This window comes from Solwaraspora sp. WMMA2056 (genome assembly GCF_030345095.1).
Lineage (GTDB): Bacteria > Actinomycetota > Actinomycetes > Mycobacteriales > Micromonosporaceae > Micromonospora_E.
In genome coordinates, this window is record NZ_CP128360.1 from 4,607,983 (window position 1) to 4,632,883 (window position 24,901).

At 71.7% G+C, this 24,901-nt stretch carries 24 protein-coding genes and 1 pseudogene; 15 read left to right on the top strand and 10 right to left on the bottom strand.

Annotated elements, in window-relative coordinates; all coding sequences use genetic code 11:
* Positions 1-16 precede the first annotated feature (16 nt).
* Genes O7608_RS20750 through O7608_RS20760 form a run of 3 tightly spaced genes read left to right on the top strand, consistent with a single transcriptional unit; the run spans position 17 to position 4,073 of the window.
* On the top strand, positions 17-1,543 hold the full coding sequence (locus tag O7608_RS20750; protein ID WP_289206192.1) for a dynamin family protein: 1,527 nt from the start codon (positions 17-19) through the stop codon (positions 1,541-1,543).
* Positions 1,540-3,408: a dynamin family protein gene (locus O7608_RS20755; protein WP_289206193.1), complete on the top strand. Its 1,869-nt coding sequence runs from the start codon at positions 1,540-1,542 to the stop codon at positions 3,406-3,408. The genes O7608_RS20750 and O7608_RS20755 overlap by 4 nt, the downstream gene beginning before the upstream one ends.
* A complete protein-coding gene (locus tag O7608_RS20760) occupies positions 3,405-4,073 on the top strand; it encodes a hypothetical protein (protein WP_289206194.1) in 669 nt (222 codons plus the stop codon). Before O7608_RS20755 ends, O7608_RS20760 begins: the two co-directional genes overlap by 4 nt.
* Positions 4,074-4,134: 61 nt before the next feature.
* Here O7608_RS20760 and O7608_RS20765 read toward each other — a convergent pair whose 3' ends face one another.
* Complete coding sequence (locus O7608_RS20765; protein ID WP_289206195.1) at positions 4,135-4,545, bottom strand: thiol-disulfide oxidoreductase DCC family protein; 411 nt, start codon at positions 4,543-4,545, stop codon at positions 4,135-4,137.
* A gap of 211 nt (positions 4,546-4,756) precedes the next feature.
* On the opposite strand from O7608_RS20765, the gene O7608_RS20770 reads away from it, so the two are divergent.
* Complete coding sequence (locus O7608_RS20770; RefSeq protein WP_289206196.1) at positions 4,757-5,980, top strand: glycosyltransferase 87 family protein; 1,224 nt, start codon at positions 4,757-4,759, stop codon at positions 5,978-5,980.
* A 26-nt stretch (positions 5,981-6,006) separates the two neighbouring features.
* Here O7608_RS20770 and O7608_RS20775 read toward each other — a convergent pair whose 3' ends face one another.
* Complete coding sequence (locus tag O7608_RS20775) at positions 6,007-7,353, bottom strand: Hsp70 family protein (protein WP_289206197.1); 1,347 nt, start codon at positions 7,351-7,353, stop codon at positions 6,007-6,009.
* Between O7608_RS20775 and O7608_RS20780 the strand changes: the two genes are divergently transcribed.
* Together O7608_RS20780 and O7608_RS20785 are read left to right on the top strand one after the other, a co-directional pair.
* Positions 7,352-8,233 carry a glycerophosphodiester phosphodiesterase family protein gene (locus tag O7608_RS20780; protein ID WP_421356780.1) on the top strand — a complete coding sequence of 294 codons (882 nt, stop codon included), beginning with the start codon at positions 7,352-7,354 and terminating at the stop codon, positions 8,231-8,233. The two genes, O7608_RS20775 and O7608_RS20780, sit on opposite strands and share 2 nt — an antisense overlap.
* Positions 8,234-8,249: 16 nt before the next feature.
* The gene (locus O7608_RS20785; RefSeq protein ID WP_289206198.1) at positions 8,250-9,656 is read left to right on the top strand and encodes an MFS transporter; all 1,407 of its coding nucleotides are present in this window, start codon (positions 8,250-8,252) and stop codon (positions 9,654-9,656) included.
* Between the two features lie 130 nt (positions 9,657-9,786).
* On the opposite strand, the gene O7608_RS20790 is transcribed toward O7608_RS20785, so the two are convergent.
* Both O7608_RS20790 and O7608_RS20795 read right to left on the bottom strand, forming a co-directional pair.
* Positions 9,787-10,611: a poly-gamma-glutamate hydrolase family protein gene (locus O7608_RS20790; protein WP_289206199.1), complete on the bottom strand. Its 825-nt coding sequence runs from the start codon at positions 10,609-10,611 to the stop codon at positions 9,787-9,789.
* A 234-nt stretch (positions 10,612-10,845) separates the two neighbouring features.
* A complete protein-coding gene (locus O7608_RS20795; protein WP_289206200.1) occupies positions 10,846-11,235 on the bottom strand; it encodes a DUF1304 domain-containing protein in 390 nt (129 codons plus the stop codon).
* A 76-nt stretch (positions 11,236-11,311) separates the two neighbouring features.
* Between O7608_RS20795 and O7608_RS20800 the strand changes: the two genes are divergently transcribed.
* The 3 genes from O7608_RS20800 to O7608_RS20810 all read left to right on the top strand — a co-directional run bounded on the left by O7608_RS20800 (position 11,312) and on the right by O7608_RS20810 (position 14,875).
* Positions 11,312-12,529, top strand: coding sequence for a PP2C family protein-serine/threonine phosphatase (locus tag O7608_RS20800; RefSeq protein WP_289206201.1), 1,218 nt, complete (start codon positions 11,312-11,314; stop codon positions 12,527-12,529).
* Positions 12,526-13,407 (top strand): pentapeptide repeat-containing protein, encoded by an 882-nt coding sequence (locus tag O7608_RS20805; protein ID WP_289206202.1) that lies wholly within the window; start codon positions 12,526-12,528, stop codon positions 13,405-13,407. The genes O7608_RS20800 and O7608_RS20805 overlap by 4 nt, the downstream gene beginning before the upstream one ends.
* Positions 13,408-13,507: 100 nt before the next feature.
* Positions 13,508-14,875 carry a pentapeptide repeat-containing protein gene (locus O7608_RS20810; RefSeq protein ID WP_289206203.1) on the top strand — a complete coding sequence of 456 codons (1,368 nt, stop codon included), beginning with the start codon at positions 13,508-13,510 and terminating at the stop codon, positions 14,873-14,875.
* A gap of 40 nt (positions 14,876-14,915) precedes the next feature.
* Here the strand turns inward: O7608_RS20810 and O7608_RS20815 are convergent, their stop codons facing one another.
* Complete coding sequence (locus O7608_RS20815) at positions 14,916-15,197, bottom strand: flavin reductase (RefSeq protein ID WP_289206204.1); 282 nt, start codon at positions 15,195-15,197, stop codon at positions 14,916-14,918.
* A gap of 228 nt (positions 15,198-15,425) precedes the next feature.
* Between O7608_RS20815 and O7608_RS20820 the strand changes: the two genes are divergently transcribed.
* On the top strand, positions 15,426-16,313 hold the full coding sequence (locus O7608_RS20820; protein ID WP_289206205.1) for a helix-turn-helix domain-containing protein: 888 nt from the start codon (positions 15,426-15,428) through the stop codon (positions 16,311-16,313).
* Entirely contained in the window at positions 16,303-16,485 is a 183-nt protein-coding gene (locus O7608_RS20825; protein WP_289206206.1) for a DUF397 domain-containing protein, read from the top strand. Before O7608_RS20820 ends, O7608_RS20825 begins: the two co-directional genes overlap by 11 nt.
* A gap of 213 nt (positions 16,486-16,698) precedes the next feature.
* Here the strand turns inward: O7608_RS20825 and O7608_RS20830 are convergent.
* A pseudogene (locus tag O7608_RS20830) lies at positions 16,699-17,853 on the bottom strand (macrolide family glycosyltransferase); the annotation flags it as partial.
* 124 nt (positions 17,854-17,977) lie between these two features.
* Here O7608_RS20830 and O7608_RS20835 point away from each other — a divergent pair.
* Positions 17,978-18,562, top strand: coding sequence for a TetR/AcrR family transcriptional regulator (locus O7608_RS20835; RefSeq protein WP_289206208.1), 585 nt, complete (start codon positions 17,978-17,980; stop codon positions 18,560-18,562).
* A 30-nt stretch (positions 18,563-18,592) separates the two neighbouring features.
* On the opposite strand, the gene O7608_RS20840 is transcribed toward O7608_RS20835, so the two are convergent.
* Both O7608_RS20840 and O7608_RS20845 read right to left on the bottom strand, forming a co-directional pair.
* Positions 18,593-19,183 (bottom strand): dihydrofolate reductase family protein, encoded by a 591-nt coding sequence (locus O7608_RS20840; protein ID WP_289206209.1) that lies wholly within the window; start codon positions 19,181-19,183, stop codon positions 18,593-18,595.
* Positions 19,153-19,440, bottom strand: coding sequence for a hypothetical protein (locus tag O7608_RS20845; RefSeq protein WP_289206210.1), 288 nt, complete (start codon positions 19,438-19,440; stop codon positions 19,153-19,155). Before O7608_RS20845 ends, O7608_RS20840 begins: the two co-directional genes overlap by 31 nt.
* A 62-nt stretch (positions 19,441-19,502) precedes the next feature.
* Here O7608_RS20845 and pip point away from each other — a divergent pair, with 62 nt between their 5' ends.
* Genes pip through O7608_RS20860 form a run of 3 tightly spaced genes read left to right on the top strand, consistent with a single transcriptional unit; the run spans position 19,503 to position 22,377 of the window.
* Positions 19,503-20,495: a prolyl aminopeptidase gene (pip, locus tag O7608_RS20850; protein ID WP_289206211.1), complete on the top strand. Its 993-nt coding sequence runs from the start codon at positions 19,503-19,505 to the stop codon at positions 20,493-20,495.
* Positions 20,488-21,432: an aminoglycoside phosphotransferase family protein gene (locus O7608_RS20855; protein WP_289206212.1), complete on the top strand. Its 945-nt coding sequence runs from the start codon at positions 20,488-20,490 to the stop codon at positions 21,430-21,432. The genes pip and O7608_RS20855 overlap by 8 nt, the downstream gene beginning before the upstream one ends.
* Positions 21,433-21,465: 33 nt before the next feature.
* The gene (locus O7608_RS20860) at positions 21,466-22,377 is read left to right on the top strand and encodes a helix-turn-helix domain-containing protein (RefSeq protein WP_289206213.1); all 912 of its coding nucleotides are present in this window, start codon (positions 21,466-21,468) and stop codon (positions 22,375-22,377) included.
* Here O7608_RS20860 and O7608_RS20865 read toward each other — a convergent pair.
* Both O7608_RS20865 and O7608_RS20870 read right to left on the bottom strand, forming a co-directional pair.
* A complete protein-coding gene (locus O7608_RS20865) occupies positions 22,346-23,692 on the bottom strand; it encodes a DJ-1/PfpI family protein (RefSeq protein ID WP_289206214.1) in 1,347 nt (448 codons plus the stop codon). The genes O7608_RS20860 and O7608_RS20865 overlap by 32 nt on opposite strands.
* A 70-nt stretch (positions 23,693-23,762) precedes the next feature.
* The gene (locus tag O7608_RS20870; RefSeq protein ID WP_289206215.1) at positions 23,763-24,746 is read right to left on the bottom strand and encodes a GlxA family transcriptional regulator; all 984 of its coding nucleotides are present in this window, start codon (positions 24,744-24,746) and stop codon (positions 23,763-23,765) included.
* Positions 24,747-24,901: the final 155 nt, after the last annotated feature.

Consider the following 24,901-nt stretch of genomic DNA (forward strand, 5'->3'; position numbering starts at 1 on the left):
CGTGGGTGCGGGGCCGTTGAGCAGCCGGGTCGCGGCGTTGTGTGACGAGGTGGGTCCCCGGGTGGGTGCGCCGACCGGTGGTGAGGTGGCGCGGGTCCGGCGGCGGTTGGACGAGCCGCTGCGGGTGGCGATCGCCGGGCGGCTCAAGGCGGGCAAGTCGACGCTGGTCAACGCGTTGATCGGGCGGCGGGTGGCGCCGACGGAGGTTGGTGAGTGCACCCGGGTGGTCACCCAGTTCCGGTACGGCACCGCCGACCGGGTGGACGTGGTGCGCCGCGACGGCGTACGGGTCAGTCTGCCGTTGGATCCGACGGGGATGATCCCGCAGCGGCTGGGGGTGCCGACGGCGCGGATCGCGTTCGTCGACGTCACCTTGACCAGTGACCATCTGCGGGAGTTGACGGTGATCGACACGCCGGGGCTGTCGTCGGCCAGCACCGGGGTCAGTGACGCGGCGCGCCGGTACCTGTTCGCCGGTGCCGGCGCGGACTCCCCAGACGCAGGTGAGGCGACGGCGCCGTTCGACGCCGGGATCGACGACGACTCCGTCGGGGCGGTCTCCGGCGCCGAGGCGATCGTGTACGTGTTCACCCAGTCGGTGCGTGACGACGACGTACGGGCGTTGGAGGCGTTCCGGGCGGTGTCGGCGCGGTTGTCGAGCAGCCCGATCAACTCGGTCGGGTTGTTCAACAAGGTCGACAAGTTGGTGGCCGGTGGTGCCGATCCGTGGCCGGTGGCGGCGCCGCTGGCCGCCGACCAGACGCGGGTGCTGCGTCGGATCGTGTCGGACGTGGTGCCGGCGGTCGGGTTGCTGGCGGAGACGACCGAGGCGGGCCGGTTGACGGCGGCCGACTGTGAGGCGTTGCGGACGTTGGCGCAGGTGCCGGCGGCGCAGTGGACGGTGCTGACCGCGTCGGTGGATCTGTTCGTGTCCCGGGACTGCCCGGTGCCGCGGGCGCAGCGGGAACGGCTGCTGGCGCTGCTGGACCTGTACGGGATCGGGTTCGCGGTGGCGCAGCTGCGGGCGGCGCCGCAGTTGGCGTCCGGGGACCTGGTGCGGGCGTTGTACGCGGCGTCGGGGTTTCCGCGGCTGCGGCACACCGTGGACGAGGCGTTCCGGTGGCGCACCGACGCGATCAAGGCCGGGTGGGCGTTGTCGACGCTGGAGAAGGTGGCCAGCCACACGGCGCATCCCGGTGACCGGGAGACGCTGCGCGACGCGATCGAGCGGCTGCTGCACCAGCCGGAGTACCACCGGCTGCGGCTGCTGGAGGTGGCGCAGCAGGTGACCACGGGCAGTGTGGAGCTGCCGGAGGCGATGGAGCAGGAGTTGACCCGGTTGGCGTTGTCGGCGGATCCGCGCTGGGTGCTGGAACTGCCGGCGGCGTCGGTGGAGCAGTTGGCGGCGGCGGCGGTGGAGGCGGCCACCCGGTGGCGGGTGTTCGCCGTCGCCGGGGCGTCGCCGGCGCAGTCACGGGTGGCGTTGGTGGCCCACCGGGGGTTCCATCTGCTGTCGCAGCAGGTACGGGCGGTGCGCCGGTGAGCGGCGGGGCCGGGTCGGCGGCGTTGGGCACGTTGCTGACCGGGGCGGTCGACACGTGTCTGGGGTTCGTGCGTGGCCTGGACCCGGACGCGGCGGCGGAGATCGACGCCCAGCGGCGCCGGGAGGTGACCCGGCCGTCGGTGGTGGTCGTCGGGGAAACGAAACGTGGCAAGAGTTCCCTGGTGAACGCGTTGATCGGGGTGACCGGGTTGTCGCCGGTGGACGCGGCGGTGGCGACGTCGGCGTACCTGGAGTTCGACCACGGGCCGGTGACGGCGGCGCGGGCGTTCGTGCCGGGTGAGGCCGAGGCGGTGGACGTGCCGGTGGACCGGCTGCGGGACTGGGCCACGGTGTCGGGGGTGCTGCCGCAGGGGGCGCGTCCGCCGAGGCGGATCGCGGTGACCTGCCCGGCGCCGCTGCTGCGGTACGTGTCGCTGGTGGACACCCCGGGCGCGGGTGGGCTGGACCCGGCGCACACCGAGATCGCGTTGGACGCGGTGTCGCGGGCGGCGGCGCTGCTGTTCGTGGTGGACGCCTCGACCCCGTTCACCCAGCCGGAGCTGGATTTCCTGATCGAGGCGAGCAAGCGGGTCAACGTGGTGGTGTTCGCGTTGACGAAGACCGACGCTTACCCGGGTTGGCGCACGATCCTGGCCGACAACCGGGCCCAGCTGCAGGCGCACGCGCCCCGGTTCGCGGCCGCCGCGTGGTTCCCGGTGTCGGCGCGGCTGGCCGAGTTGGCGTTGACCCTGCCGGCGGCCGACGCCGGTGAACTGGTCGACGCCTCCCAGGTGGCGCCGCTGCAGCATGCGCTGATCGAGCTCGCCGGCAACGGTCACCTGTTGGCGCAGGCGAACGTGCTGCGGACGATCCGCAGCGAGCTGGTGCGGCTGGACCTGACGGTCGGGCAGCAGGTCGCCGCGTGTGACCCGGACCCGGGTGAGGTGCAGCGGGCGAAGCAGGAACGGGCCGGGTTGGCGGCCCGGAAACGGACCGAGTCGCGGCAGTGGTCGTTGGCGTTGAACACCGAGACGCAGCGGGCCCGGGTGGAGGCCACCGGTCGGCTGCGGACGGCGGTCGGTGGGCTGCAGGAGCAGTTCCTGGCCCGGATCGACGCGGCCCGGGGTGAGGCGTTGAAGCAGTTGCCGGCCGAGCTGGACCGGGCGTTGCACGCGGTGTCGCTGCGGTTCTCCCACGAGTTGCAGGCCCGGTTCCGGACGGTCGCCGAACGGACCCTGGCGCAGGTGTTCCCGCCGGCCGAGTTGCAGTTCGTGGTGGGTCGGATCAACGCCACGTTGCGGCACACGTTGGCGAGCCGGCCGCGACGTGACGGCGGCGGCGCCGACAACGTGATGGTCGCGTTGTCGGCCGGTGGGATGGCGTTCATGGCCGGGCGGGGCGTCGCGGCGGGCGCGTCGGCGTTGGGCGCCGGCGCGGTGGTCGGCGGTGGGCTGCTGGTGCCGGTCGCCGGTCTCGGGCTGGGGTTGGCCGCCGGGGCGTTCATCCTGTACCGGCGGCGGGTCGCCGCCGACCGGCAGCAGGCCCGGATGTGGCTGCGGGAGGTGCTCGGTGAGGCGCGGGCGGCGTTGACCGACGAGCTGGCGCAGCGGTTCACCGACCTGCAGTACGCGTTGACGGTGGCGTTGGACGACGCGATCGAGCGGCGGCTGGCCGAGTTGGACGCGCACATCGCCGAGATCGACGCGGCGGCGGCGCGGGACAAGGCGCAGCGGACGCGGCGGCGGTCGGCGTTGCAGGCCCGGCGGGACACGATCCGGGCCCGGGTGAAGCAGGTCGACGAGGTGCTGGCCCGGGCCCGGGTGTTGGCGCCGACGGTCCCGGCGGCGGAGGCGGTGGCACGGTGAACAGCGACTTCGGCGACTGGCCCGGTGACGACTTCCCGGGTGACGAGTTCCCTGGTGACGACGCCGACACCGCCGACCTGGGTGGTGGTGGCGACGGGTTGCCGCAGGAAGGGTTCGGCCCCGCCGACGCGGTGTCGGGGTTCGGCTCCGCCGACGACGTGCCGCTCGGCGACGACAGCGACGATGTCGACGACGGTCGTGGCGGTGACGGCGGCGGGGGTGCGGGTGCGTTGAGTTACGGCGGCGACCTGTCCGGGCCGGACCCCGACGGCGGCGACGACGCGGACACGGCGCCGGCGGAGGCGGGTTTCGGTGCCGCGCCGGCGGCCGAGTCCGGGTTCGGCCCGGCCGACCCGCCGCCCGGTGCCGACCCGGACGCCCCGGCCGGTGTCGACGAGTGGTCGGCGGCGGCGTTCCCGCCGCCGCTGGACCCGTCCGGGGTGCCGACCCCGGTCGACGGCTGGCCGTGGGCGGATCCCGATCTGATCGGCGGCGGGTCCGTCGGCGACGCCGCAGGTCCGGGCGGTGAACCGGTCGGCCCGGCGGACGTGGCCGGCTACGCCGGCCTCACCGACGACGACGGCGGTACGCGGCAGTGGGCGACGCTGATCGCCTCCGACGATCCGGCGACCAGCACCCTGGCGCGGTTCTGGTCCGGCGGCTGACCTCGGGCGGCTGTCCGACGCGATCCGCGCGGCGGCGATCCCGTGACCTGCGGTGCCGGTTTCAGCCGGCCGACGCCGCCGGTGGACGCGGCACGGCGCAGGCGGCGGTGCCGCCTGGCAGCCGGTGCCGGTTCGCGGCGACCCAGCGGTACACCGGCCAGGCCAGGGCGGTCACCGGACGCAGACCGAGAACGGCGCCGGCGGCCCGCCACAGCGGGTTGCTGGTACGCAGCAGCGCGGCGATCGCCACCGGCCCGGCACCGGCCGCGCCGGTGGTGCCGGCGGGCACCCACTGCACGGCCGTCGTGCCCTGCTCCCGGGTGAGCCCGAGCGCCGGCAGGTCGGCCCACTGCCACGGTACGAGGGTCGCCTTGTGTGGCACCCGCCGTTCGATGAACCGTACGCACATAGTGCAGAACGCGCAGTCGCCGTCGCAGACGAACGTGCCTTCGGGTTCTCCGGTGCCGGTCACGTGGTGATTGTCCCGCGTCGGCGGCGGCCGGTGCCACCGGTTGTGTCGGATCACCCACCACCGGCGGCGGGGCGACGCCGCAGCCGGCCGCGCCGAATCCCCGCGACGGGCCCACGCGATCTCGCGGTCAGTGCCCCGCGCCGCACCGCGCTACGGGGACGTGCGTAGTCTGGTCCGGACTCGAGTCGGGACCGCTGCGTTCGGGGGCGCAGTGCTGAGTCAGCTGGCACGTCAGGGCACCATCAGTCGACGCGACGTCGCGGTGATCGCGGCGTGGGCGTTCGTGATCGCCGCCGCCGCAGGCCAGGTGGCGGGCGCGTTTCTCCGACCACCAGGCGAGCGTCTCACCGACCTCAACGTCTACTGGGGCGCCGTTCGTCTCATGTTGCGCGGCGGAGACCTGTACGGGTTCTCCGGCCATGACGGAGCTCCGTTCACGTATCCGCCGTTTGCGGGACTGCTGTTCGTCAGCATCGCCGTCTTCCCGGAAGTCATCATCCAGGTCCTGTGGACGGCAGTCACGCTGATCGCTGTCGTCTTCGCGGGATGTCTGCTTCGTGATGCGGTCGTCGGCCGCACGGGCACGCTGCCCGCCCTACCCGTCGTCTGCCTCCTGCTATTTCTGTCCGCACCGGTTTCCAGTAACATCCGCTTCGGTCAGATCAGCTTCTTCCTGGGCGTACTGGTTCTGATTGACTGCCTGGACACCGTCCCGGCCCGCTACCGGGGAGTCGCGACCGGGGTCGCCACGGCCATCAAGCTCACACCCGCTATTTTCATCGCCTACTGGTGCGTCTCCGGCCAATGGCGGAAGGCGATCACCGCAAGTGCAGCGTTTCTGGCATCGACTGCCTTGGCGTGGCTGATTCTGCCCGCCGAGTCGATTCGTTTCTGGTTCACCGAGATCTGGAGTGTCGACCGGATTGGGAACATCGTCACCACCGGAAATCAGTCGCTCAACGCGGTGCTGCTGAGATTCGACGTAGCCGACGACGCCCGTACCCTGGCGGTCGGCGGGCTCGGCCTCCTGGTAGTCGGCATCGCCTTCTATCGTGCGGTACGCGCATCCCGACGTGGATGGAACCTGGCGGCTGCGGTCATTGTCGGCGCGGCGGGTCTCGTTGTTTCCCCGGTGTCGTGGACGCACCACCAGATCTGGTTGGTCTTCGCGGCGCTGTGCGTCGTGTCCGCTCACCGGAGATACAACATCGCGTGGTCGGTGTCGGTGGCCTTCCTGATGATTGCCCCGGTCACCTCGGTCGGTGGCGATCTGCTCGGCGACGCCGTCGCCGGCAACCTCCGTTTCGGGCTGGCTGTCGCTGTGGCCTGTTTCGTTCCGCTGCAGGATGCGCGACGCCCCACAGGCACCGGGGAGCGGACCGCACCGCGGCAGCCGGGCGCGGTCACCGCCGCGCTGGACCGGACCGCACCGTGACCTCCCGGTCCTGGACCCTGCCCTGCTCAGACCAGCAGCAGCGCCACGAGGACCACGCCGGCGACGCCGACCAGGGCGGCCAGGACGGTCACCAGGACGGGGCCGTATTCGTCGTACCAGGGACGGGCCGGTGCCGCCGACGCAGCCGGCACCGGGTATGACGCTGGCAGCGGCGACTGGTACGGCACCGGCGCGACGGCAGGTGACCTCGGCGCCGGCGGTGGCGCGGGTGGGCCGGTGGGCGCGGTCCGGGCGGCGCCGCCGGTGCGCAGTACGCCGTCGGCGACGACGGTCTCCGGTTGCTCCAACGTGGTCGGCGCCACCCCCAGTTGGGTGTGGATCAGCCGCGCTGCCAGCGGAATCCGGCTGGAACCGCCGACGAGGAACACGCCGACCAGGTCGGCGGGGGTCAGGCCGGCGGCGGCGACGGTGCGCGCCAGGCAGTCCACGGTCCGGGAAAGGTGGCCGTGGATCAGTGACTCCAGCTCGTCGCGGGTGAGGTGGGCGGCGACGTCCAGCGCCGGCAGGTGCACGTCGGCGCTGGCGGTGCGCGACAGGGTCTCCTTGGCGGCGCGGACGTCGTCGTAGAGCAGGGCACGGGCCCGTCGCGATCCCGTGTCCGCGGGGGCGACCAGGCCGTTCCACATGACGGTGCGGTTCGGTGAGTAGGCGCGGCCCAGGTGTTCCACGAGGGCCTGGTCGAACTCGAGGCCACCGACCTCGGTCAGGCCCTGCTCGGCGAGGACCACGAACCCGGCGGCGTCGGATCCGGTGGCCCTGGGCCGGGCGGGGTCGCGTCCGGCGGCCTCGGATCCGGTCGGGTCGCGGCGGACCACCGCCGCGTCGAAGGTGCCGCCGCCGAGGTCGTAGACGGCCAACGCTCGACCGGGTGGCAGCGCCGCACCCAGCACCGCCGTGTAGTAGGCGGCGGCGGCGACCGGCTCGGCGACCAGCGTCGGTTGCGGCAGTCCGGCGGCGTACGCGGCCTGGACCAGGACGGCCCGGCGCCGCTGCCCCCAGCTCGCCGGGTGGCTCAGCCGGACCTCGTCGACGCCGCCGAGCTGGCGGCGGGCCTCGACGGCGACGTGGCGCAGCACGGCGGCGATCAGCTGCGGCACCGGGACCTCGGCGTCACGCAGCAGCACCGTGCCGTCGTCGACGCGGCGCTTCGGGTGGGGTTCGAATCCGGCCGGGTCGACGCGGGCGCGCCGGTGCGCGTCGTGGCCGACGGCCAGTCGTCCGTCGGGTTCCCGGTACACCGCCGACGGCAGCAGCGGGGTGCCGTCGAACAGCAGTGGCCGGGTCCGTCCGTCGCCGCCGCGCACCACCGCCACCGTGTTCGAGGTGCCGAAGTCGATGCCCAGTGCCCGCATGGGGGGCACCCTACTGCCGGCGCGGCGCAACCTGACGTACGCCCGCCGGTTGCCGGCGGCAGGCATACTGCCCAGCGTGCCGCACCGTTACGCGTACCTGGACTCCCCCACGCCGATCGCGTTCGCGCACCGGGGCGGGGCGGCCCGGGGTGACGAGAACACCGCCGAGGCGTTCGCCCGTGCCGTCGAGCTGGGTTACCGGTACGTGGAGACCGACGTGCACGGCACCGCCGACGGCGTGGCGGTGGTGTTCCACGATCCGACGTTGGACCGGCTGGCCGGGATCAAGGGCGCGGTGGCGAAGATGCGCTGGGCGGACCTGGCGACGGTACGTGTCGGCGGGTCGGCGGCGGTGCCCCGTCTCGACGACGTCCTCGACGCCTGGCCGCAGGTGCGGTTCAACATCGACGTGAAGGCCGACGGCGGGGTACGGCCGACGGTGGAGACGCTTCAGCGGTGCGGTGCCGCCGACCGGGTGCTGCTGGCGTCGTTCTCGGACCGGCGGCTGCACCGGCTGCGGACGTTGACGCAGGGCCGGGTCGCGACGTCGCTGGGGATGCGGGCGGTGACCCGGTTGCGGATCGCGTCGGTCACCGGTGGCCGGCTGCGGCTGCCGCCGTCGGTGGTAGCCGCGCAGGTGCCGGTGCGGTTCAACCGGGTCCCGGTGGTCGACGCCCGGTTCGTGGCGTACTGCCACCGGCTGGGGTTGCAGGTGCATGTCTGGACGATCGACGAACCTGCCGAGATGAACGAGTTACTCGACCTCGGGGTGGATGGCATCATGACCGATCACGTCGAGGTGCTGCGTGACGTCTATCTGCGTCGTGGCCACTGGCCGCCGGACCGGCGGGTCGACGTGGACAGTGCCGCCCGTACCTGACCAGTAGAAGGATCCGATGGCCGACCCCACCGAGCCTACGTCCGTTCCGCCCCCGGCCGCGTCGGCCGGCGCCGCACCGGCGAGCACCCGCCGGGAACGCACCGGCTGGTACTTCTACGACTGGGCGATGTCGGCGTTCTCCACGACCGTGATCACCGTGTTCCTGGGTCCGTTCCTGACCAGTGTCACGAAGCAGGCGGCCGGCTGCGCGATCGACGCCGTCGAGTGCACCGGGTACGTGTATCCGCTGGGTATCCAGGTGGCGCCGGGGTCGTACTTCCCGTACCTGGTGTCGTTGTCGGTGGCGTTGACGGTGCTGGCGTTGCCGGTCACCGGGGCGATCGCCGACCGCACCATGCACAAGAAGCGGCTGCTGGCGGCGACGGCGTTCCTCGGCGCGGCGGCGACCATCGCGATGATCTTCGTGACGGGTGACCGGTACCTGCTCGGTGGCGGGCTGTTCATCCTGGCCAACGTGACGTTCGGCGCGAGTGTGGTGGTGTACAACTCGTTCCTGCCGCAGCTGGGTGGCCCGGACGACCGGGACGGGATCTCCAGCAGGGGCTGGGCGTTGGGGTACCTCGGTGGTGGTCTGCTGCTGGCAGCGAACCTGGTGGTGGTGCAGTCGTTCAGCATCGACGGTGATCCGCAGCGCACCCTGGACCTGGCCCGCTGGTCGATAGTGTCGGCCGGGGTGTGGTGGGCGGTGTTCACCCTGGTGCCGCTGGCCTGGCTGCGGGAACGTCCGGCAGCCGACGCGCACCCGGGCGGCAACGTGCTCACCGACGGGTTCAGACAACTTGGTCGTACGGTGCGGGGGCTGAAGGCGTACCCGTTGACGTTGTTCTTCCTGCTGGCGTTCCTGGTCTACAACGACGGCATTCAGACGGTGATCGCGTTGGCCAGCCAGTACGGCACCGAGGAGCTGCGGCTGGGGCAGTCGACGCTGATCGTGACGATCCTGCTGGTGCAGTTCCTGGCGTTCGGTGGGGCGTTGGCGTTGGGGGCGGTGGCGAAACGGATCGGCGCGTGGAAGACGGTGCTGGCCAGTCTGGTGCTGTGGACGGCGGTGATCCTGGCGGCGTTCCGGCTGCCGGCGGAGGCGCCGGCGCAGTTCATGGCGTTGGGGGCGGCGATCGGTCTGGTGCTGGGCGGCTCGCAGGCGCTGAGCCGGTCGTTGTTCAGCCAGATGATCCCGGCCGGTAAGGAAGGCGAGTACTACGGGTTCTACGAGATCAGCGACAAGGGCACCAGTTGGTTGGGGCCGTTGGCGTTCGGGGTGGTGTTCCAGTTGACGAACTCGTACCGGGTGGGTCTGGTGTCGTTGTTGATCTTCTTTGTGATCGGGTTCCTGCTGCTGGCGGCGGTGCCGGTCCGGCGGGCGATCATCGCCGCCGGCAACACCCCGCCCCGGGTGCTCTGACCCTCTCCCCTACCCCATGATCGCGACGATCTTGCGCTTATCGAGAAGATTTGTCGGAATTGTCCAACGATAAGCGCAAGATCGTCGCGATCATGGCCGGGGCAGGCGGGGTGGACGGTTACGGGACGGGTCAGGGGATGGGCTGGGTCGCCTCGATGGCGGCGATGGAGGTACGGGTGGCCGCCACGAAGTTCCAGAACACCGTGTTGGTGGTGTTGCGCCGCTGCGCGACCGTGTTGGTGCCGAACATCGCCGTCCGCAGCGGGGTGGTGATCTCCAGCTGGGCGCCCATGCCGAGCAGCGTCCGGTTGACGATGTTGTTCGTGGCGGTGCCGGCGATCGCCGAGATGCCGGTGGCGTCGAAGGCGGTGAACCCGGCCGCCGTGTAGGCGGTGATCAGCGCGGCCCGGAACGCGGCGTTGCGCCCACCGACGGCCACGGCCTGGGCGTTCGACGGCAGCCCGGCGGTGCCCGGGGTGCAGCCGTGCAGGGCGACGACATTGAGCGCGCCGGCCGCCACCGACAACGCCGGGGTGTCGTCACAGTTGCTGGCGGTGACGTGCAGCTCGCCGTTGCCCGACGAGCGGATGCCTTCGAACATCCAGTAGTCGTGGACCGGGCCGGCGGCGGGGGTCGCCGCCAGGGTCGCCGGGTGGTAGCCGGCGATCGCCAGGCACAGCTCCGACGTGCCACCCTCGATGCCGCCGCCGTGCGGGGCGATGATCGCCGTACGCGGGAACGCGACCGTGCCCGCGTTGGCGTTGTCGAGCAGGGCGTGCCGGCGGAACCGGCGGGCGTAGTCGACGCCTTCGGCCAGGTCCGGGTCGGCGTACAGGTCGGTGTTGGAGTCGTACAGGTCGGCGGCGAGTGCCGGCGCGGCCGGCAACGTCACCAGGGGTCCGGCGACTGCCGCGGTGGCGAGCATGCCGAGGACGGCCCTTCTGCTGGTGCTCATGAGGTGGTTCCTCCATCAGGTGTGGTTGCCCGGTGGTTCGGGCGAGGCACACCGTGTCACATCGACTGCGACGATCACCAACGATTTCCGTTGCCGCAGGAAGCCTGCACCGCCGGATTCGGCGGCAAAATCCACTGGTACGGCGGATTTCGCACCGCTGCGGTGTCGGATCGACGACGTGGGCCGTATCGGCGACCCGACACCGCCCCGGGCCCGACCCAGGCGGGCGGGCGGTCAGGCGGCGAGACCCACCGCGAGCGCGACGATGCCGAGCAGCGGCGCCAACCCCTGGATGAGCGCGGCGCGCACCAACGCCGGCCGGGAGATCACCAGGACCGCACTGGCGGCGAGCATCGACCCGGCACCGGTGAAGACCAGGGTCGCGCCGACGGCGGTCGCCCCGGCGACGATCACGACGATGCCGAGCACCACCGCGACCGCCAGGAACAGGTTGTAGAAGCCCTGGTTGAAGGCGAGGGAGCGGGTGGTGAGGGCCTCCTGCTCGCTGCGGATGCCGAACACCGCACGGGTACGCGGCGCGGTCCACGCCACCGACTCGAGGTAGAAGATGTAGCCGTGGATCAGTGCCGCCACGGCGGCGAAGACCAGTCCCGCGACAACCACGTAGCCCCCCGATCCCCCGAGTCGCACGCCTACCGGAGGGAATCTATCGGATCGGCCAGGCCGTAAGGTGGCGGCCATGGACCGGACCCCGGAACGGCAGTGGCTCGACGCGCTCAGCGACGTGCTGACCCGTTCCCACCTGTTCCAGCCCGACGAACTCGCCCCCGAGTTCGCCGAGGTGATGGCCGGCCTGGGCGTGCAGACCACGATCTACCTGGTCGACGAGGAGCAGCAGGCGCTGCGCCCCGTACCGCATCCGGGCCGAACCGACCCGCCACCGCAACCGGTCGAAGGGTCCCTCGCCGGTCGGGCCTTCACCCTGGTCGAGTCGATCCCGGCGCTGAACGAACCCGCCTGGTGGATTCCGATGATCGACGGCACCGATCGGCTCGGCGTCATCGACTTCGCCTTCGACGACCCGGACGTCGCCGCCGACCCGCACACCCGGCGTCGCTGCGAGACCATGGCCGGGCTGATCGGCCACCTGATCACCGTGACCGTCCCGAAGGGTGACTTCCTGCTGCGGGTCGGCCGGTCCCGGTCGGCGACCGCCGCCGCCGAACTGATGGCGCAGGTGTTGCCGCCGCTGACCGCCGCCACCCGCCGGATCACCGTCAGCGCCGTCCTGGAGCCGAGCTACGACATCGGCGGCGACGGCTTCGACTACGCCATCGACGGCCACCACGCCCAGTTGGCGATCTTCGACGCCGTCGGGCACAGCATGAAAGCCGGCCTGACCTGCAGCGCCGTCATCGCCGCGATCCGGGCGGCCCGCCGTGCCGGGCTGGACCTGCCCGGTCAGGCCGAGGCCGCCGACGCGGCCGTGCTGGACCAGTTCACCGACGCCCGGTTCGTCACCGCGATCCTGGTCGACATCGACCTGGACAGCGGGCTGCTGCGCTACGTCAACGCCGGACACCCGAGGCCGATGCTGCTGCGCGGCGGCAAAATGGTCCGTGAGCTGCGCGACGGCCGGCGGCTGCCGCTGGGCATCCGGCACCCGGCCCGCGCCGTCGGCGAGGAACAGCTCGAACCCGGCGACCAGCTGCTGATGTTCACCGACGGCGTGGTCGAGGCGCGGGGCAGTGACGACGGCGGCGAGTTTGGCCTGAGCCGGCTGGCTGACCTCGCCGAACGCCAGGCCGCGACCGGGCTGCCGGCCCCCGAGGCGGTACGCCGGCTCGCCCGCGCCGTCGCTGACTTCCGGGGCGGCCCGCCCAGCGACGACGCGACCCTGCTGCTGGCCGACTGGTCCCCGGCCGCCGCCGAACGCACCGTGATCACCCCGCTGTGACGCCGCTGGAGGAGCTGCGGGCCACCGGGCTGTACGTGCGGGCCGCGCGTCAGCTCGGCGCCGACACCGCACCGGTACGCCTGGCCGGGCTGCACGCCCTGGAACGCCTCGGCCAGGCCGGTGCAGCCGACCGGCAGCAGGTCACCGACGTGCTCTGCGCCTACCTGCAGCTGCCGTTGCCGGGGCAGCGGCCGGACGCCGCACAGGAACGCCGGGTGCGTCTCGCCGCGCAGCAGATCCTGGCCCGGCACCTGCGGCCAGGGCCGGCCGAACACACCCCGGATCCGGCATTCTGGGCGGGGGTCGTCGTCGACCTGACCGGGGCCACCGTCATCGACGCCGACTTCACCGGCTGCCACCTGCACGACGCCCGGATCGACGAGGCGACCTTCACCGGCACCGCCGGGTTCGTCGAGGCCAGCTTCGCCGGTACGGCCGGGTTCGTCGACACCCGGTTCACCGGCCCCGCCGAGTTCGACCGGGCCGTGTTCAGCGGCCCCGTCGGCTTCGGCGACACGATCTTCGCCGGCACCGCCGGGTTCGCCGGGGCGACATTCGACGGTACGGCCGGTTTCGGTGACACGACGTTCCACGGCATCGCCCGGTTCACCGGTGCCGTGTTCGCCCGCGACGCCCTGTTCGGCGGGGCGGCGTTCAGCGGCACCGCCCAGTTCGCCGACGTCAGGTTCGGTGTCGACGCCTGGTTCACCGAGGCCACGTTCGCCGGCATCGCCCGCTTCACCGGGGCGGCGTACGGCAAGGATGCCTGCTTCGACGGGGCAGTCGTCGGCGTCGGCGGCCGGGACCGCGACGAATGGCCGGCCGGCTGGCACGTCGACCCCGCGACGCGTCACCTGGTACGCGCCCCGCACCACTGACCGCGACCGCTACCACTGGCGCTGGCGCTGGCGCTGGCGGTACGGCTCTACTGTGGTGGGCCGACGGCAGATGGTTTCCAGCGGACGGCGGGACACGCGGGTGATCAAGCATTGGAAGGCGGCGACGCCGGCCGCAGCGGGCGCGGCGGCCCTGCTCGCCGCCGCCGTCGTGCTGCTGCCGGGTCGGCTGTGGTCGACGCTGGGTCGGCTGATCGGCGGTCACTGGCTGGTGCTGCTGCTGGCCGTGGGCGGCGTGACCGGGCTGGCCGTCGGTGGGGTGCTGTGGCGGCGGTCGCAGCCGGCGGCCGAGTCGTCGGCGGCACCCGTACCGCCGCAGCGGCCACTGCGTCCACTGCCGACCTGGATCATCCCGGTCGGCGCGCTGGTCGTCGCCGGCATCACCTGGGCTGCGGTCTGGGGCCTGCAGTCCACCGTCCCGGCCGGTGTCGGCACGCCACTGCAGCGGGCGCAGCTGCGGGTGGAGACGATCCGCACCGGTCTGTCGGTCGGCGCGGGTGTCGGTGCCGCCGCCGCGCTGCTGCTGGCGTTGCGCCGTCAGCAGGTCACCGAACGGACCCAGCAGGCCACCGAGTACGACGCGGGCGAGAAACGGGTCACCGAGCTGTACGTCAAGGCCGCCGAACAGCTCGGCTCCGACAAGGCACCGGTACGCCTGGCCGGCCTGTACGCCCTGGAACGCCTCGCTCAGGACAATCCGGTGCACCGGCAGAGCATCGTCGAGGTCATCTGCGCCTACCTGCGGATGCCGTACACCCCACCAGCCGAGAAGCAGACGGATCAGAACGCCGCCGAGCCCACCGCCGGGCAGGGGCCGGATGCGCCGACGCAACCCGATCCCCGGGAGGAACGCCAGGTACGGCTGGCCGCCCAGCGGATCCTCGCCCGCCACCTGAGACCGACGACGCCAGACGGCACACCGAGCCCGACCTACTGGAAAGGCGTCGTCGTTGACCTGACGGAGGCCACCCTCCTCAACGCGGACTTCGCCGGCTGCGTCCTGAACGACGCGAGGTTCGGTGACGCGACGTTCAATGGCGACACGCTGTTCAATAGTGCGACGTTCAACGGCACCGCCTGGTTCGGTCGGGCGACGTTCGCCGGCCTCGCCGGGTTCAACGGGGCGATGTTCAGCAGCGCCGCCTGGTTCGGTCGCGCGGCGTTCACCGGTGAGGCCAGGTTCGACACGGCAACGTTTAGCGACAATGCCACTTTCGGCGAGGTGGCGTTCACCGACGTCGCCGTGTTCGGCAAGGCGACATTCACAGGTCACGCCCGGTTCGACAGGGCGGTGTTCGAGCGCTGGGTGGTGTTCGCTGGCGCCAGCGTCGGTGACGGCAAGCGTAATGGTGATATGTGGCCGGATGGTTGGCGGGTCGATCTCGACACGCGGCGGGTGGTGCGCGTACCGGTGGAGGTGAAGCCGGAAGGGGACGCGGAGCCGGAGTGACGGGCGGTGCTGTCACTCCGGCGGGGTGCCGCGACAGTGGTCAGTGCTTACCGAGACTCGCTGACAGCCGAGCCATGGCCTCGGTCTCGGCGATCTGGTCGGGCCAGCGGAGAAACCGGCGGTACAGGTCCGGCGGGCTGAGCTGCTCGGCGTCGCATTCCAGCAGGTCGTCGATCGCCTCGTACATGAGGGTGGCGAGGTAGACGCACATCCCGATCCGGTCGTCCGACCAGTCGGCGGTGATCTCGATCTTCGCGGCTTCGCACGGCCATTCTGTCCCGCACTCGCGACAATTCCAGTCGGGCCGGTTGGCGATGTGCATCAGCGTTCTCCGTCCGCGTAGGCGTTGTGCCGTCGCACGAACAGCGTCACGCGGTCATGTGTGGACCTCAGCCTCATCTGTCAACCCTTCTCGCAACACATTTCCCATGATCACTGAACTGTTCCTTCACATCATGCTTATTCGCCAACTGGCTCAGCGCAATCTCGCACCGGTAGGTTCGGACCCAACATCCACCCGCCATTACGTGACACGAGAGGACGGGGTTTCGTGGACGACGCTGGCAGCACTGTCCCCCGCAGGCAACTGGGTCGATACCTGAGAGAGCTTCGCGAAGACGCTCATGTCACGGTCGCCGCTGCGGCCAAGGCACTCGAATGGTCGCCGCCGCGCATCTGGCGGTACGAGGGCGGCCAGGTGCCGATCCACCCGAACGACGCCGAGGCGATGTGCCGGCTCTACGGCGCGTCCCCGGAAACGATCACGACGATGCGCGACCTGGCCCGGGAGACCAAGTCACGCGGCTGGTACCACAGCTACGACCACGCCATCAAAGAATGGTTCAAGCTGTACGTCGGTCTCGAAGCCGCTGCCTCGACGATCCGTCAGTACGAGCCGAACGTCGTCCCCGGCCTGCTCCAGTCCCTGGAGTACATGACCGAGATCATCACCACCGGAAACCCTGACCTCAAGCCCTCCGACCAGCAGGCAAAGATCGAAGTACGGTCCAAGCGGCAGAAACTGCTCGCCCGCGTCGTCCCGCAGGCCCCCGACCTGGACGTGGTGATCGGCGAAGCCGCATTGCGCCGCCCACTCAAGGACCGGGCCGCAATGGCGCGCCAACTGCGGCACCTCGCCGCCGTCGCCTCCCAGCGCCACAATGTCACGGTCCGGGTCCTCACCTTTGCCGCCGGCCTCCCCAGCAGACCAGCAGTCGGACCGTTCTCCATCCTGACCTTCCCCAAGGTCAGCGTCCGCCCACCCGAGCCGACCACTGTCTACTCCGACGGGCCGTGCGGTGCCATCTACCTCGACAAACCGGCCGAGATCGAGACCTACGAGGGCATCTGGTCGTCACTCAAGCAGCACTGCCTCACCCCGTTAGAATCGACCGAGTTCATCACCCGGATCGCCAAGGAGTACGACGATGAAGGCTGACGGCGTCTGGCGTAAGTCCACCCGGTCCGACGCCGATGGCAACTGCGTCGAGGTGGCCGGCCGCCCGCGCACTGTCGCCGTACGCGACAGCAAGGACCAGACCGGCCCGGTCCTCACCTTCGACACTGCCGCCTGGCAGCACTTCGTCGACACGGTGAAGACCCCACACTGACCCGTACCACCGTTTGTGTGCCCTGGCCGCCGGGACATCTCACCGGCGACCAGGGCACGTCTGCACCTCGGCAGTGGTCGGTCAGCGCGACAGCCGGTCCGGTCCGCTTTGCTTGGTGACGGTTTCTACACCACGTACCTCATGCTGGACCGGATAGGTATGTGGTGTAGAAACCGACGGGCGATCCGTGCCGGTGTGGCTGTGCGCCGTACCGGCGATTTCGGCCTCGATCAGGTCGGCGGCCCGGTCGGCGCCGCCCGCCGACCGGGCCTGCCGCTTCAGGTCGGCGCTGCGGGCCGCCACGGCGGGGTCCGTGGTGAGGGCGAGCAGCGTCCCGCGTAGCTCGGCGGCGGTGACGGTGGCCGCGTCGACGACCCGGGCGACACCCAGGCCGGCCAGTTGCTCGGCGTTGGCGAACTGGTCGACCGCCTGCGGTACGGCGATCATCGGGGTCCCGCAGTAGAGGCCCTCGCTGCTGCCGCCCATGCCGGCGTGGGTGACGAAGGCGTCGGCCTGCTCCAGTACGGCGAGCTGCGGCACCCACTGGTGGACCTCGACGCTGTCGGGCACGGTGCCGAGCCCGGCGGGGTCGACGTGCCTGCCGATCTGCAGCACGGTGTGCCAGCCGGGCAGGTCACCGAAGGCTGCGACGCACCGGCGGTAGAACTCGGCCTGCCGGGTGAAGGCGGACCCGAGAGAAACCAGCAGTACGTTGTCGACGCCGGCCGGGCGGACCCAGGTCCCCTGGTGGGAGCGGTCGCCGAGGACCGGGCCGATGAAGCTGTAGACCGACCGGTCCACGCGGTCGGCGTGCGGCTGCAGCGCCTCCGGTGGCAGCACGAGGCTGCGCGTCGGCCGACCCTGGAACGCCATGCTGTCGGTGACCGACGAACCCTCCGAGGTCAGCCACTGCGCGAACCGCCGGTAGTAGTCGGCGCCGCGCGGATCAGCCCGCATCGCCTCCACGGCAGGCGCCATCTCCTGTTCGTAGCCGTCCCAGGCCACGAACGTCGACGACAGCTGGACGGCGGGGATGCCCCACTGCTCGCCGAGCAGCCGGGCCGGTGCGCCGGCGATGTCGTAGAGGAACAGGTCCGGCCGGTCGTCGGCGTACGCGGCCCGCAGCTGCGGCAGCATCGCGATAGCGTCGTCGAGGAAGAGCGTGAGCTGCTCGATCGGGTCGTCGGTCCCGGAACCGCCGTCGGCCGGCAGCGTCGATTCGTACGGTGTCAGGTCCGCGCCGGTGCGCTCGATGACCTCGGCGAAGGCGGGGTCGTTGGCGTAGGTGACCCGGTGGCCGCGCTGCACGAGGGTACGGATGATCTCCAGGCTCGGGTTGACGTGGCCGTGGAACGGGATGCTGACCATGGCGATGTGCGGCACAGCGGACCTCCGAAGCTTGGAGACGAGACGTTTCGTCTCGCCAGCAGCGAAGCACGACACCTGGCGGCGCGTCAAGACGAGACGTACCGTCTCGCAGTAGGCTGTCGCGGTGACCCCACAGCCCGCCCGGCGCAACGAACAGTCCCGCCGCGCGATCCTCGCCGCCGCCCTGGCGCTACTGACCGAACAGGGCTACGCCGCCGTCACCGTCGAGGCCATCGCCGCCCGCGCCGGCGTCGGCAAGCAGACCATCTACCGCTGGTGGCGCGGCAAAGGCGCGGTCATCCTGGACGCGCTCACCGACAACCTGCCGGACGTCCTCGCCCTGCCCGACACCGGTGACCTGCGGGCCGACCTGCGCCAGGTGCTCCGGGCCACCGTCGCCGAGTTCGCCGATCCACGGCTGTCCGCCACCACCCGCGCCATCACCATCGAGACACTCACCGACGAGCAGCTGGCCGACCAGGCGCGCGACCGGCTGCTCCGCCCCCAACTGGACATGGTCCGTGCCCGGCTGGAAGCCGCCCGCGACGCCGGACAGGTCCGCCCCGACGCTCCCCTGGACCAGGTCGTGGAGCTGCTGTTCGGCCCGCTCTACCATCGTTGGCTGCTGCGCAACGGCCCACTGACCGACGAGTACGCCGACAGCATCGTCGACCTGGTCGTCGCCGCCGTCACCCCCGCCGCCACCTGACGAGGCGTACGCCAACGATCGTATCGCCGGTCAGGCCGAGTGGCGGCGGACCCGATAGCGCAGGTGCAGCACCCGGCTGCCCTGAACGATCATGTCAGGATCCGCCAACAGGTGCTGCGCGTCGGCCGAACCGAAGAAGCGCTTGCCGGAGCCGAACACGACAGGTACGACGTCCATGCGTACCTCGTCGACCAGACCGGCGGCGAGCACCTGACCACCGACGTCGCCGGCGGCGACCTCGACCAGGCGGTCACCCGCAAGCTCCTGCGCCCTGGCCACGGACGCCTCGACGCCGTCGACGAAGTGAAACGGCGCATCGGGATCCCAGCCATCTGGCGCCGGCCGGTGCGTCACGACGACCACGTGGTCGACCCCTGCTGGTGGCGTGCCGCCCCAACCGTCCGTCATGTCGAAGGCTCGGCGGCCGACGATCGTCACCCCGATCTGATCCCAGTACGGCCGGATGTAGTCGTAGGAAGCCCGCGACACCGTCAGCCCGCCGCTGTCGTCCAACGGGACATCACCGTTGGACATCCAGTCGAACAGCGGTCCGGGCTGGTCCTTCACGTCGGCGATGAAGCCGTCGACCGTCACCGACCCGTACATGACCACCGTGCCCACGGGGCGCTCCTCTGCTGACGGACGTTCCGGATGCCCAACTTAGCGTGTCGTGAGCTGGCGTTCTTGTAGAAAATCAAATCCGCTTCGATGTCGGTGCCGGCGCGGATGCGCAACGGCGCCCCGAGGTTGACGATGAGCAGCGCCGCTGGCGTCGGCGGCAGCGTCAACCGGGCGTACGGCGGCGTACCCTCCAGGTAGTAGAGGTCGTCGATCAGCCTGTCCAGCGGCGGTCGCGGCACTCTGGACACGTACTCCATGCCCACAGCATCGCCGACGTGGTGGCCTTCGCCCCCGCCGGCACCCGAGAAGGAGTACGCGAATGATCGAGCCGTACGACACCGGCATGCTCGACGTCGGCGACGGCCACCAGGTCTACTGGGAGGTCTGCGGCAACCCCGACGGCGTACCCGCCGTCGTGTTGCACGGCGGACCCGGCAGCGGATGCACCCCCCGGCACCGCCGCGCGCTCGACCCCGAACGCTTCCGCCTCGTCCTGTTCGACCAGCGCAACTGTGGGCGCAGCACACCGGCGGCGGCCGACCCGGCCACCGACCTGAGCGCCAACACCACCGCCCACCTCGTCGCCGACATCGAGCGGCTGCGCCAGCATCTCGGCGTCGACCGCTGGGTCGTGTACGGCGGATCCTGGGGTGCGACGCTCGCCCTGGCGTACGCGACGAACCACCCCGAACGGGTACGCGGCATGATCCTCGTCGCGGTCACCATGACCCGCCGCAGCGAGGTCGACTGGCTGTACCGGGGCGCCGGCCGGTTCTTCCCCGAAGCGTGGCAGCGGTTCATCGCCCACGCCGGCCTGCCCGGCTACGCGTTGCCGACCGACACCGAGCCGCCGATCGAGCCGGTGCTGCTGCGCTACGGCCGGCTGCTCGCCGATCCCGACCCGGCGGTACGCCAGCGGGCCGCCGACGAGTGGTGCGCCTGGGAGGACGCGCTGATCTCCGAGGAACACAACGGCAACCCCGGCGCGTACTCAGCAGGTGAGCTGCGCCAGCGGCTCACGATGACCCGCATCTGCGCGCACTACTTCGGCAACGGCGCGTTCCTCGCCGACGGCGAGATCCTGCGTAACGTGCCGAAGCTCGCCGGCATCCCAGGGGTGCTGGTGCACGGGCGGGCCGACGTCAGCGGGCCGGCGATCACGCCGTGGGAGATCGCGCAGGCCTGGCCCGACGCGCGGCTGCACGTCATCGGCGACGCCGGACACACCGGCACCGCCACGATGCGGCGCGTCCTGGCCGACGCCGCCGACACCATGGCCCAGCAGACCGGGGCGGTGCGGTTCCGTGAGTGACGTACCAGACCTCGGTCCCCCGCCACAGCGGGTCACCGTCGACGCGGAACAGGTCCGTCGGCTCGTCGCCGGCAAGTTCCCGCAGCTGGCGCACCTGCCGGTCGCGCCGGTGGCCAACGGCGGTTGGGACAACTGGACCTTCCACCTCGGCGCCGAAATGCTGGTACGGCTGCCCAGCGCCGCCGAGTACGCCCTGGCGGTCGACAAGGAACATCGGTGGCTCCCGGCCCTCGCCGCCCGGCTGCCGCTGCCCGTCCCCGCCCCGGTGGCGAAAGGCAAGCCAGCTGAGGGCTACCCCTACCCGTGGTCGATCTACCGGTGGCTCGACGGCGAGCCGGCGCGAGCGGACCGCGTCGCCGACCCGGTCCGCTTCGCGACCGACCTGGCCGAGTTCCTGGCGGCCCTGCAGGGCGTCGACGCCGCCGGTGGTCCGCAACCGGGCGTCCACAACTGGTTCCGGGGCGGCACCCTGCGCACGTACGGCCAGGAAGTGGAGCACGCGCTCGCCGAACTGGGCGACCACGTCGATGCCGAACCGGTGCGCGAGATCTGGGCGGCGGCGTTCGACGCCGGATGGGACGGTGTCGACCGCTGGTTCCACGGCGACGTCGCCCCGGGAAACCTTCTCCTTGCCGACGGCCAGTTGGCGGCTGTCATCGACTTCGGGACCTGCGGCGTCGGCGATCCGGCCTGTGACCTGGCGATCGCTTGGACCTTGCTGACCAGCGACGGCCGGCAGGCATTCCGTGCGCGGCTGTCGGTCGACGACGCGACGTGGGCACGCGGACGTGGCTGGGCACTCTGGAAAACACTCGCCACCTGCGCCTACACCTACGGTGACCCGGAGCGCACGGAGGAATTCGGCAACGCCCGCCGGGCCCTCGCCGAGATCGTCTCCGAGTACGCCGCCGACATTTTCCCGTACCGTCCGGCTTGAGTCTCCACCCGCTGGAAGGTGCACGCTGAAGCCATGAACGACCGCACCGAGCTGATCACCATCGGTCAGCTCGCCCGCCGCACCGGCCTGTCGGTACGCACCATCCGGTTCTGGTCCGACCAGGACGTGATCACCCCGACCGGCCGTAGCGCCGCCGGCTACCGGCTCTACGACGTGGCGGCGGTGGCCCGACTGGACCTGGTGCACACCCTGCGGCAGCTGGGGCTGGACCTGGACACCGTACGACAGGTGCTGCAGCGGCAGACCAGCGTCGCCGACGTCGCCAAGGTGCACGCGGCGGCGCTGGACACCGAGATCCGTGCGCTGCAGCTGCGGCGGGCGGTGCTGCGGTCGATCGCCGAACGGGACAGCACGACAGAGGAGTTGAGACTCATGCACAAACTCGCCAACCTCACCGCCCAGCAGCGGCAGCGGCTGATCGACGACTTCGTCGCCCAGTCGTTCGACGGGGTGGATCCGCAAGCTCCCGGCGCGCAGATCGCCACGATGATGCGGCAACTGCCGGCCGAGTTGCCGGCCGACCCCACCCGCGAGCAGATCGACGCCTGGGTGGAGCTGGCCGAACTGGTCAGCGACGAGCAGTTCCAGCGGCGGGTCCGCGAGATGGCGGTCACCGGCGCGCAGCAGCCCTCGGCGCAGCCGCCGTTCGACCCGGCCCGGGTCGCTGAGGAGGCCGGCGCGGCGCTGCAGGCCGGCGTCGCACCGGAGTCCCCCGAGGCCCGGCAGGTCCTGGACCGGATCGTCGGCGCCGACCTGACCGGCCCGGACCGGCTGCGCCTCGCCGCGCAGACGGAGACGTTCACCGACCGGCGGGTGGAGCGTTACTGGCAGCTGCTGGGCGTCCTCAACGGCTGGCCGGCCGCCCCGCCGCAGGTGCCGGCGATGGAGTGGTTCATCGCCGCCCTGCGCGCCCACGCCGGCTGATGCACCGGCCCCGGTACGTGTACCGGGGCCGGCCCAGCCACCGGCCCGCCAGCAGCGGCGTCGCGACTCCGGCCGCGACCGACGCCAGCAGGGTGGCCAGCGCCCATCCGGTCGCCCGCCACGGCCACGCCGGCCCGGTCAGCCGCAGATGTGCCTGCGGGTATTCGGTGAACTTGGCGGTCGTGCGGGCGGTTGCCCGGTCGGCGTCGCGGGCCAGGTCGAGCAGCACCGCGTCGGCGGCGAACCGGCCGTCGTCGACGCGGTGCGGCAGGCCGACCGGTACGCCCGCCGGAGCCCAGGTTGGTGCCGTGTCGACGCCCGGCACCACCAGCCGGTCCAGCTGCGGTGCCTGCGTCACCGCAGTGGTGAACAGCCGCAGCCCGTGGCGGGTGGTGACCACCGGGCCGGCCCCGACGGCGACCGTGTCGGCCGCCGACGACGTGCCCGCGTACGCCTCGGCGACGGCCGCGACCTCGACCTCGCCGACCCCGTCGACCAGGCCGATGCCGACCGTCGGGCGTCCCCACGGGAACGCGGCGTTCAACGCGTACGGCGCGTCGGACAGCGCCAGCCGGTGCGCCGGGATCGTGGTCGTGCCGCCGGCACGCCACCCCGGGAAGGCCAGCTCGCCGCCGATCCGCTCCGCCTCGTTGCGGCCGACGGCCAGCTCGACCGCGTACAGCGCGCCGGCGACCCCCGAGGTGACACCCGCTGTGGTGACGACGTCGCCGTCGTGCACGTACCGCTGCCCGGCCTGCCAGGACACCTGCGGATAGCTGCGGCGCAGCGACCCCAGGGAGGACCAGAAGCCGGTGGCGGACCGGCCGTCGAGGATCCCGGCGGCCGCCAGCACCTCCACCCCGGCGCAGACCCCGAGGACCAGGGTGCCGGCCGCCGCCTGCTGATCGATCCAGTTTCGCAGCGGCGCTTCGACGTCGCCGGTGGGCGCGGTGACGGCCGGCACCACCACGATGGCAGGGCGCGGGGCGGTCTCCAGAGTGTGATCGGCCGCCACGTGCAGGCCGCCGGAGAGGATCTGCGGGCCGGTCGTCGCGGCGACGGTGAAGACCGCGAACCGTTCGGAGCGGGCGAACACCTCGTAGGGCATCAGCACGTCGGCGGCGACCGACCCGCTGGCACCCAGGACGACGGCGACCGGGATCCGGCCAGCCGGCAGCGCCGCGAAGGTGGGCAACTCGGCTGCGGCGGAGTGCATCCCGGTGGTCGGCGTGGCGTAACTCGCCGACATCGTCGCCGTCACCCCGGCAGCCGCGGCACCGGCGAACAGGCCGGCGGCCAGGAACACCCCGACCACCGGGCCGACGACACGCCGGACCGGGGCCGCGGCGACCCGCCTCCGAGGAACAACGTGGACTCGTGTCGGCTCAGCCATGCCGCACCGCCGACGGTGCCGCCCCACGCCTGGCGGCGTACGTCCGGCGGAAATGCCTCGGGTCGGGGAAGCCGCAGCGCAGCGCCACCGCCTCCACCGGCAGGTCCGTCTCGCGGAGCAGGTTGGTGGCGTGCTCCATCCGCAGCTCCTGGTGGTATTCGAGTGGGGTCATTCCGACCGCGACGGTGAACGCCCGGCTGAGGCCACGCGGCGACAGGCTGGCCACCTCAGCCAGCTGGGTCAGGCTGAACCGGCTGGCGAGGTGCTGGGCGAGGTGGTCCTGCACCCGGTGCACACCGGGGTGCAGGTGGTCGCGGTGACGCAGGAACGGGCTGATCTGCGTACCGGATCCGGGGCGGCGCAGGTACACCACCAGGGTGCGGGCCACCGTCGCGGCCAGCAGCGGCCCGTGGTGGCGTTCGACGATGGACAACGCCAGGTCGATGCCGGCGGCGATCCCGGCGCTGGTGGAGACCGGCCCGTCGTGGACGTACAGGACGTCGTCCTGTACCCGGGCCCGCCGGTAGCGGTGCCGCATCGCTTCGATGAGCTGCCAGTGGGTGGTGCAGCGGCGGCCGTCGAGCAGGCCCGCCTCACCCAGGGCGGCGGCTCCGGTGCAGACTGCGACGACCTGGGCGCCGACGTCGTACGCGGCTCGCAGCCACCGGGTCACGGTGGGGTCGGTCAGCGGTTCGCCGGCGACCGGTGGACGCAGCCGGGGACCTGGTACGAGGACCAGGTCCCCGGCTGCGACGTGGGGCAGCGGGGCGAGCGCCGCCAGGGTGAGTCCCTGCGCCGACACGACCTCGGTACGCGTCGCGGCGTACTCGACGCGGTAGCTGGCACCGGCCACGGTGGCGGCGTCGAAGACCTGGACCGGGCCGGCCAGGTCCAGCAGGTTGACCTCGGGCAGGAGCAGGACGACGATTCGCCCGGTCGGCGGGGGTCGGTCACCGGTGGCGGGTACGGCATTCACACCGCTGACGGTAGAACGCCACTGAACTGCGGTGACAGGGCTCAGTTGGCCAGCCACCGGGCGGATCCGGCAGTCGACTCCCTCGACTCGCCGATTCGGACGTTCCGGCAGTGGCCGGTCACTGCTCACCTGGCTGGATTGGGCTGCCTGACAGC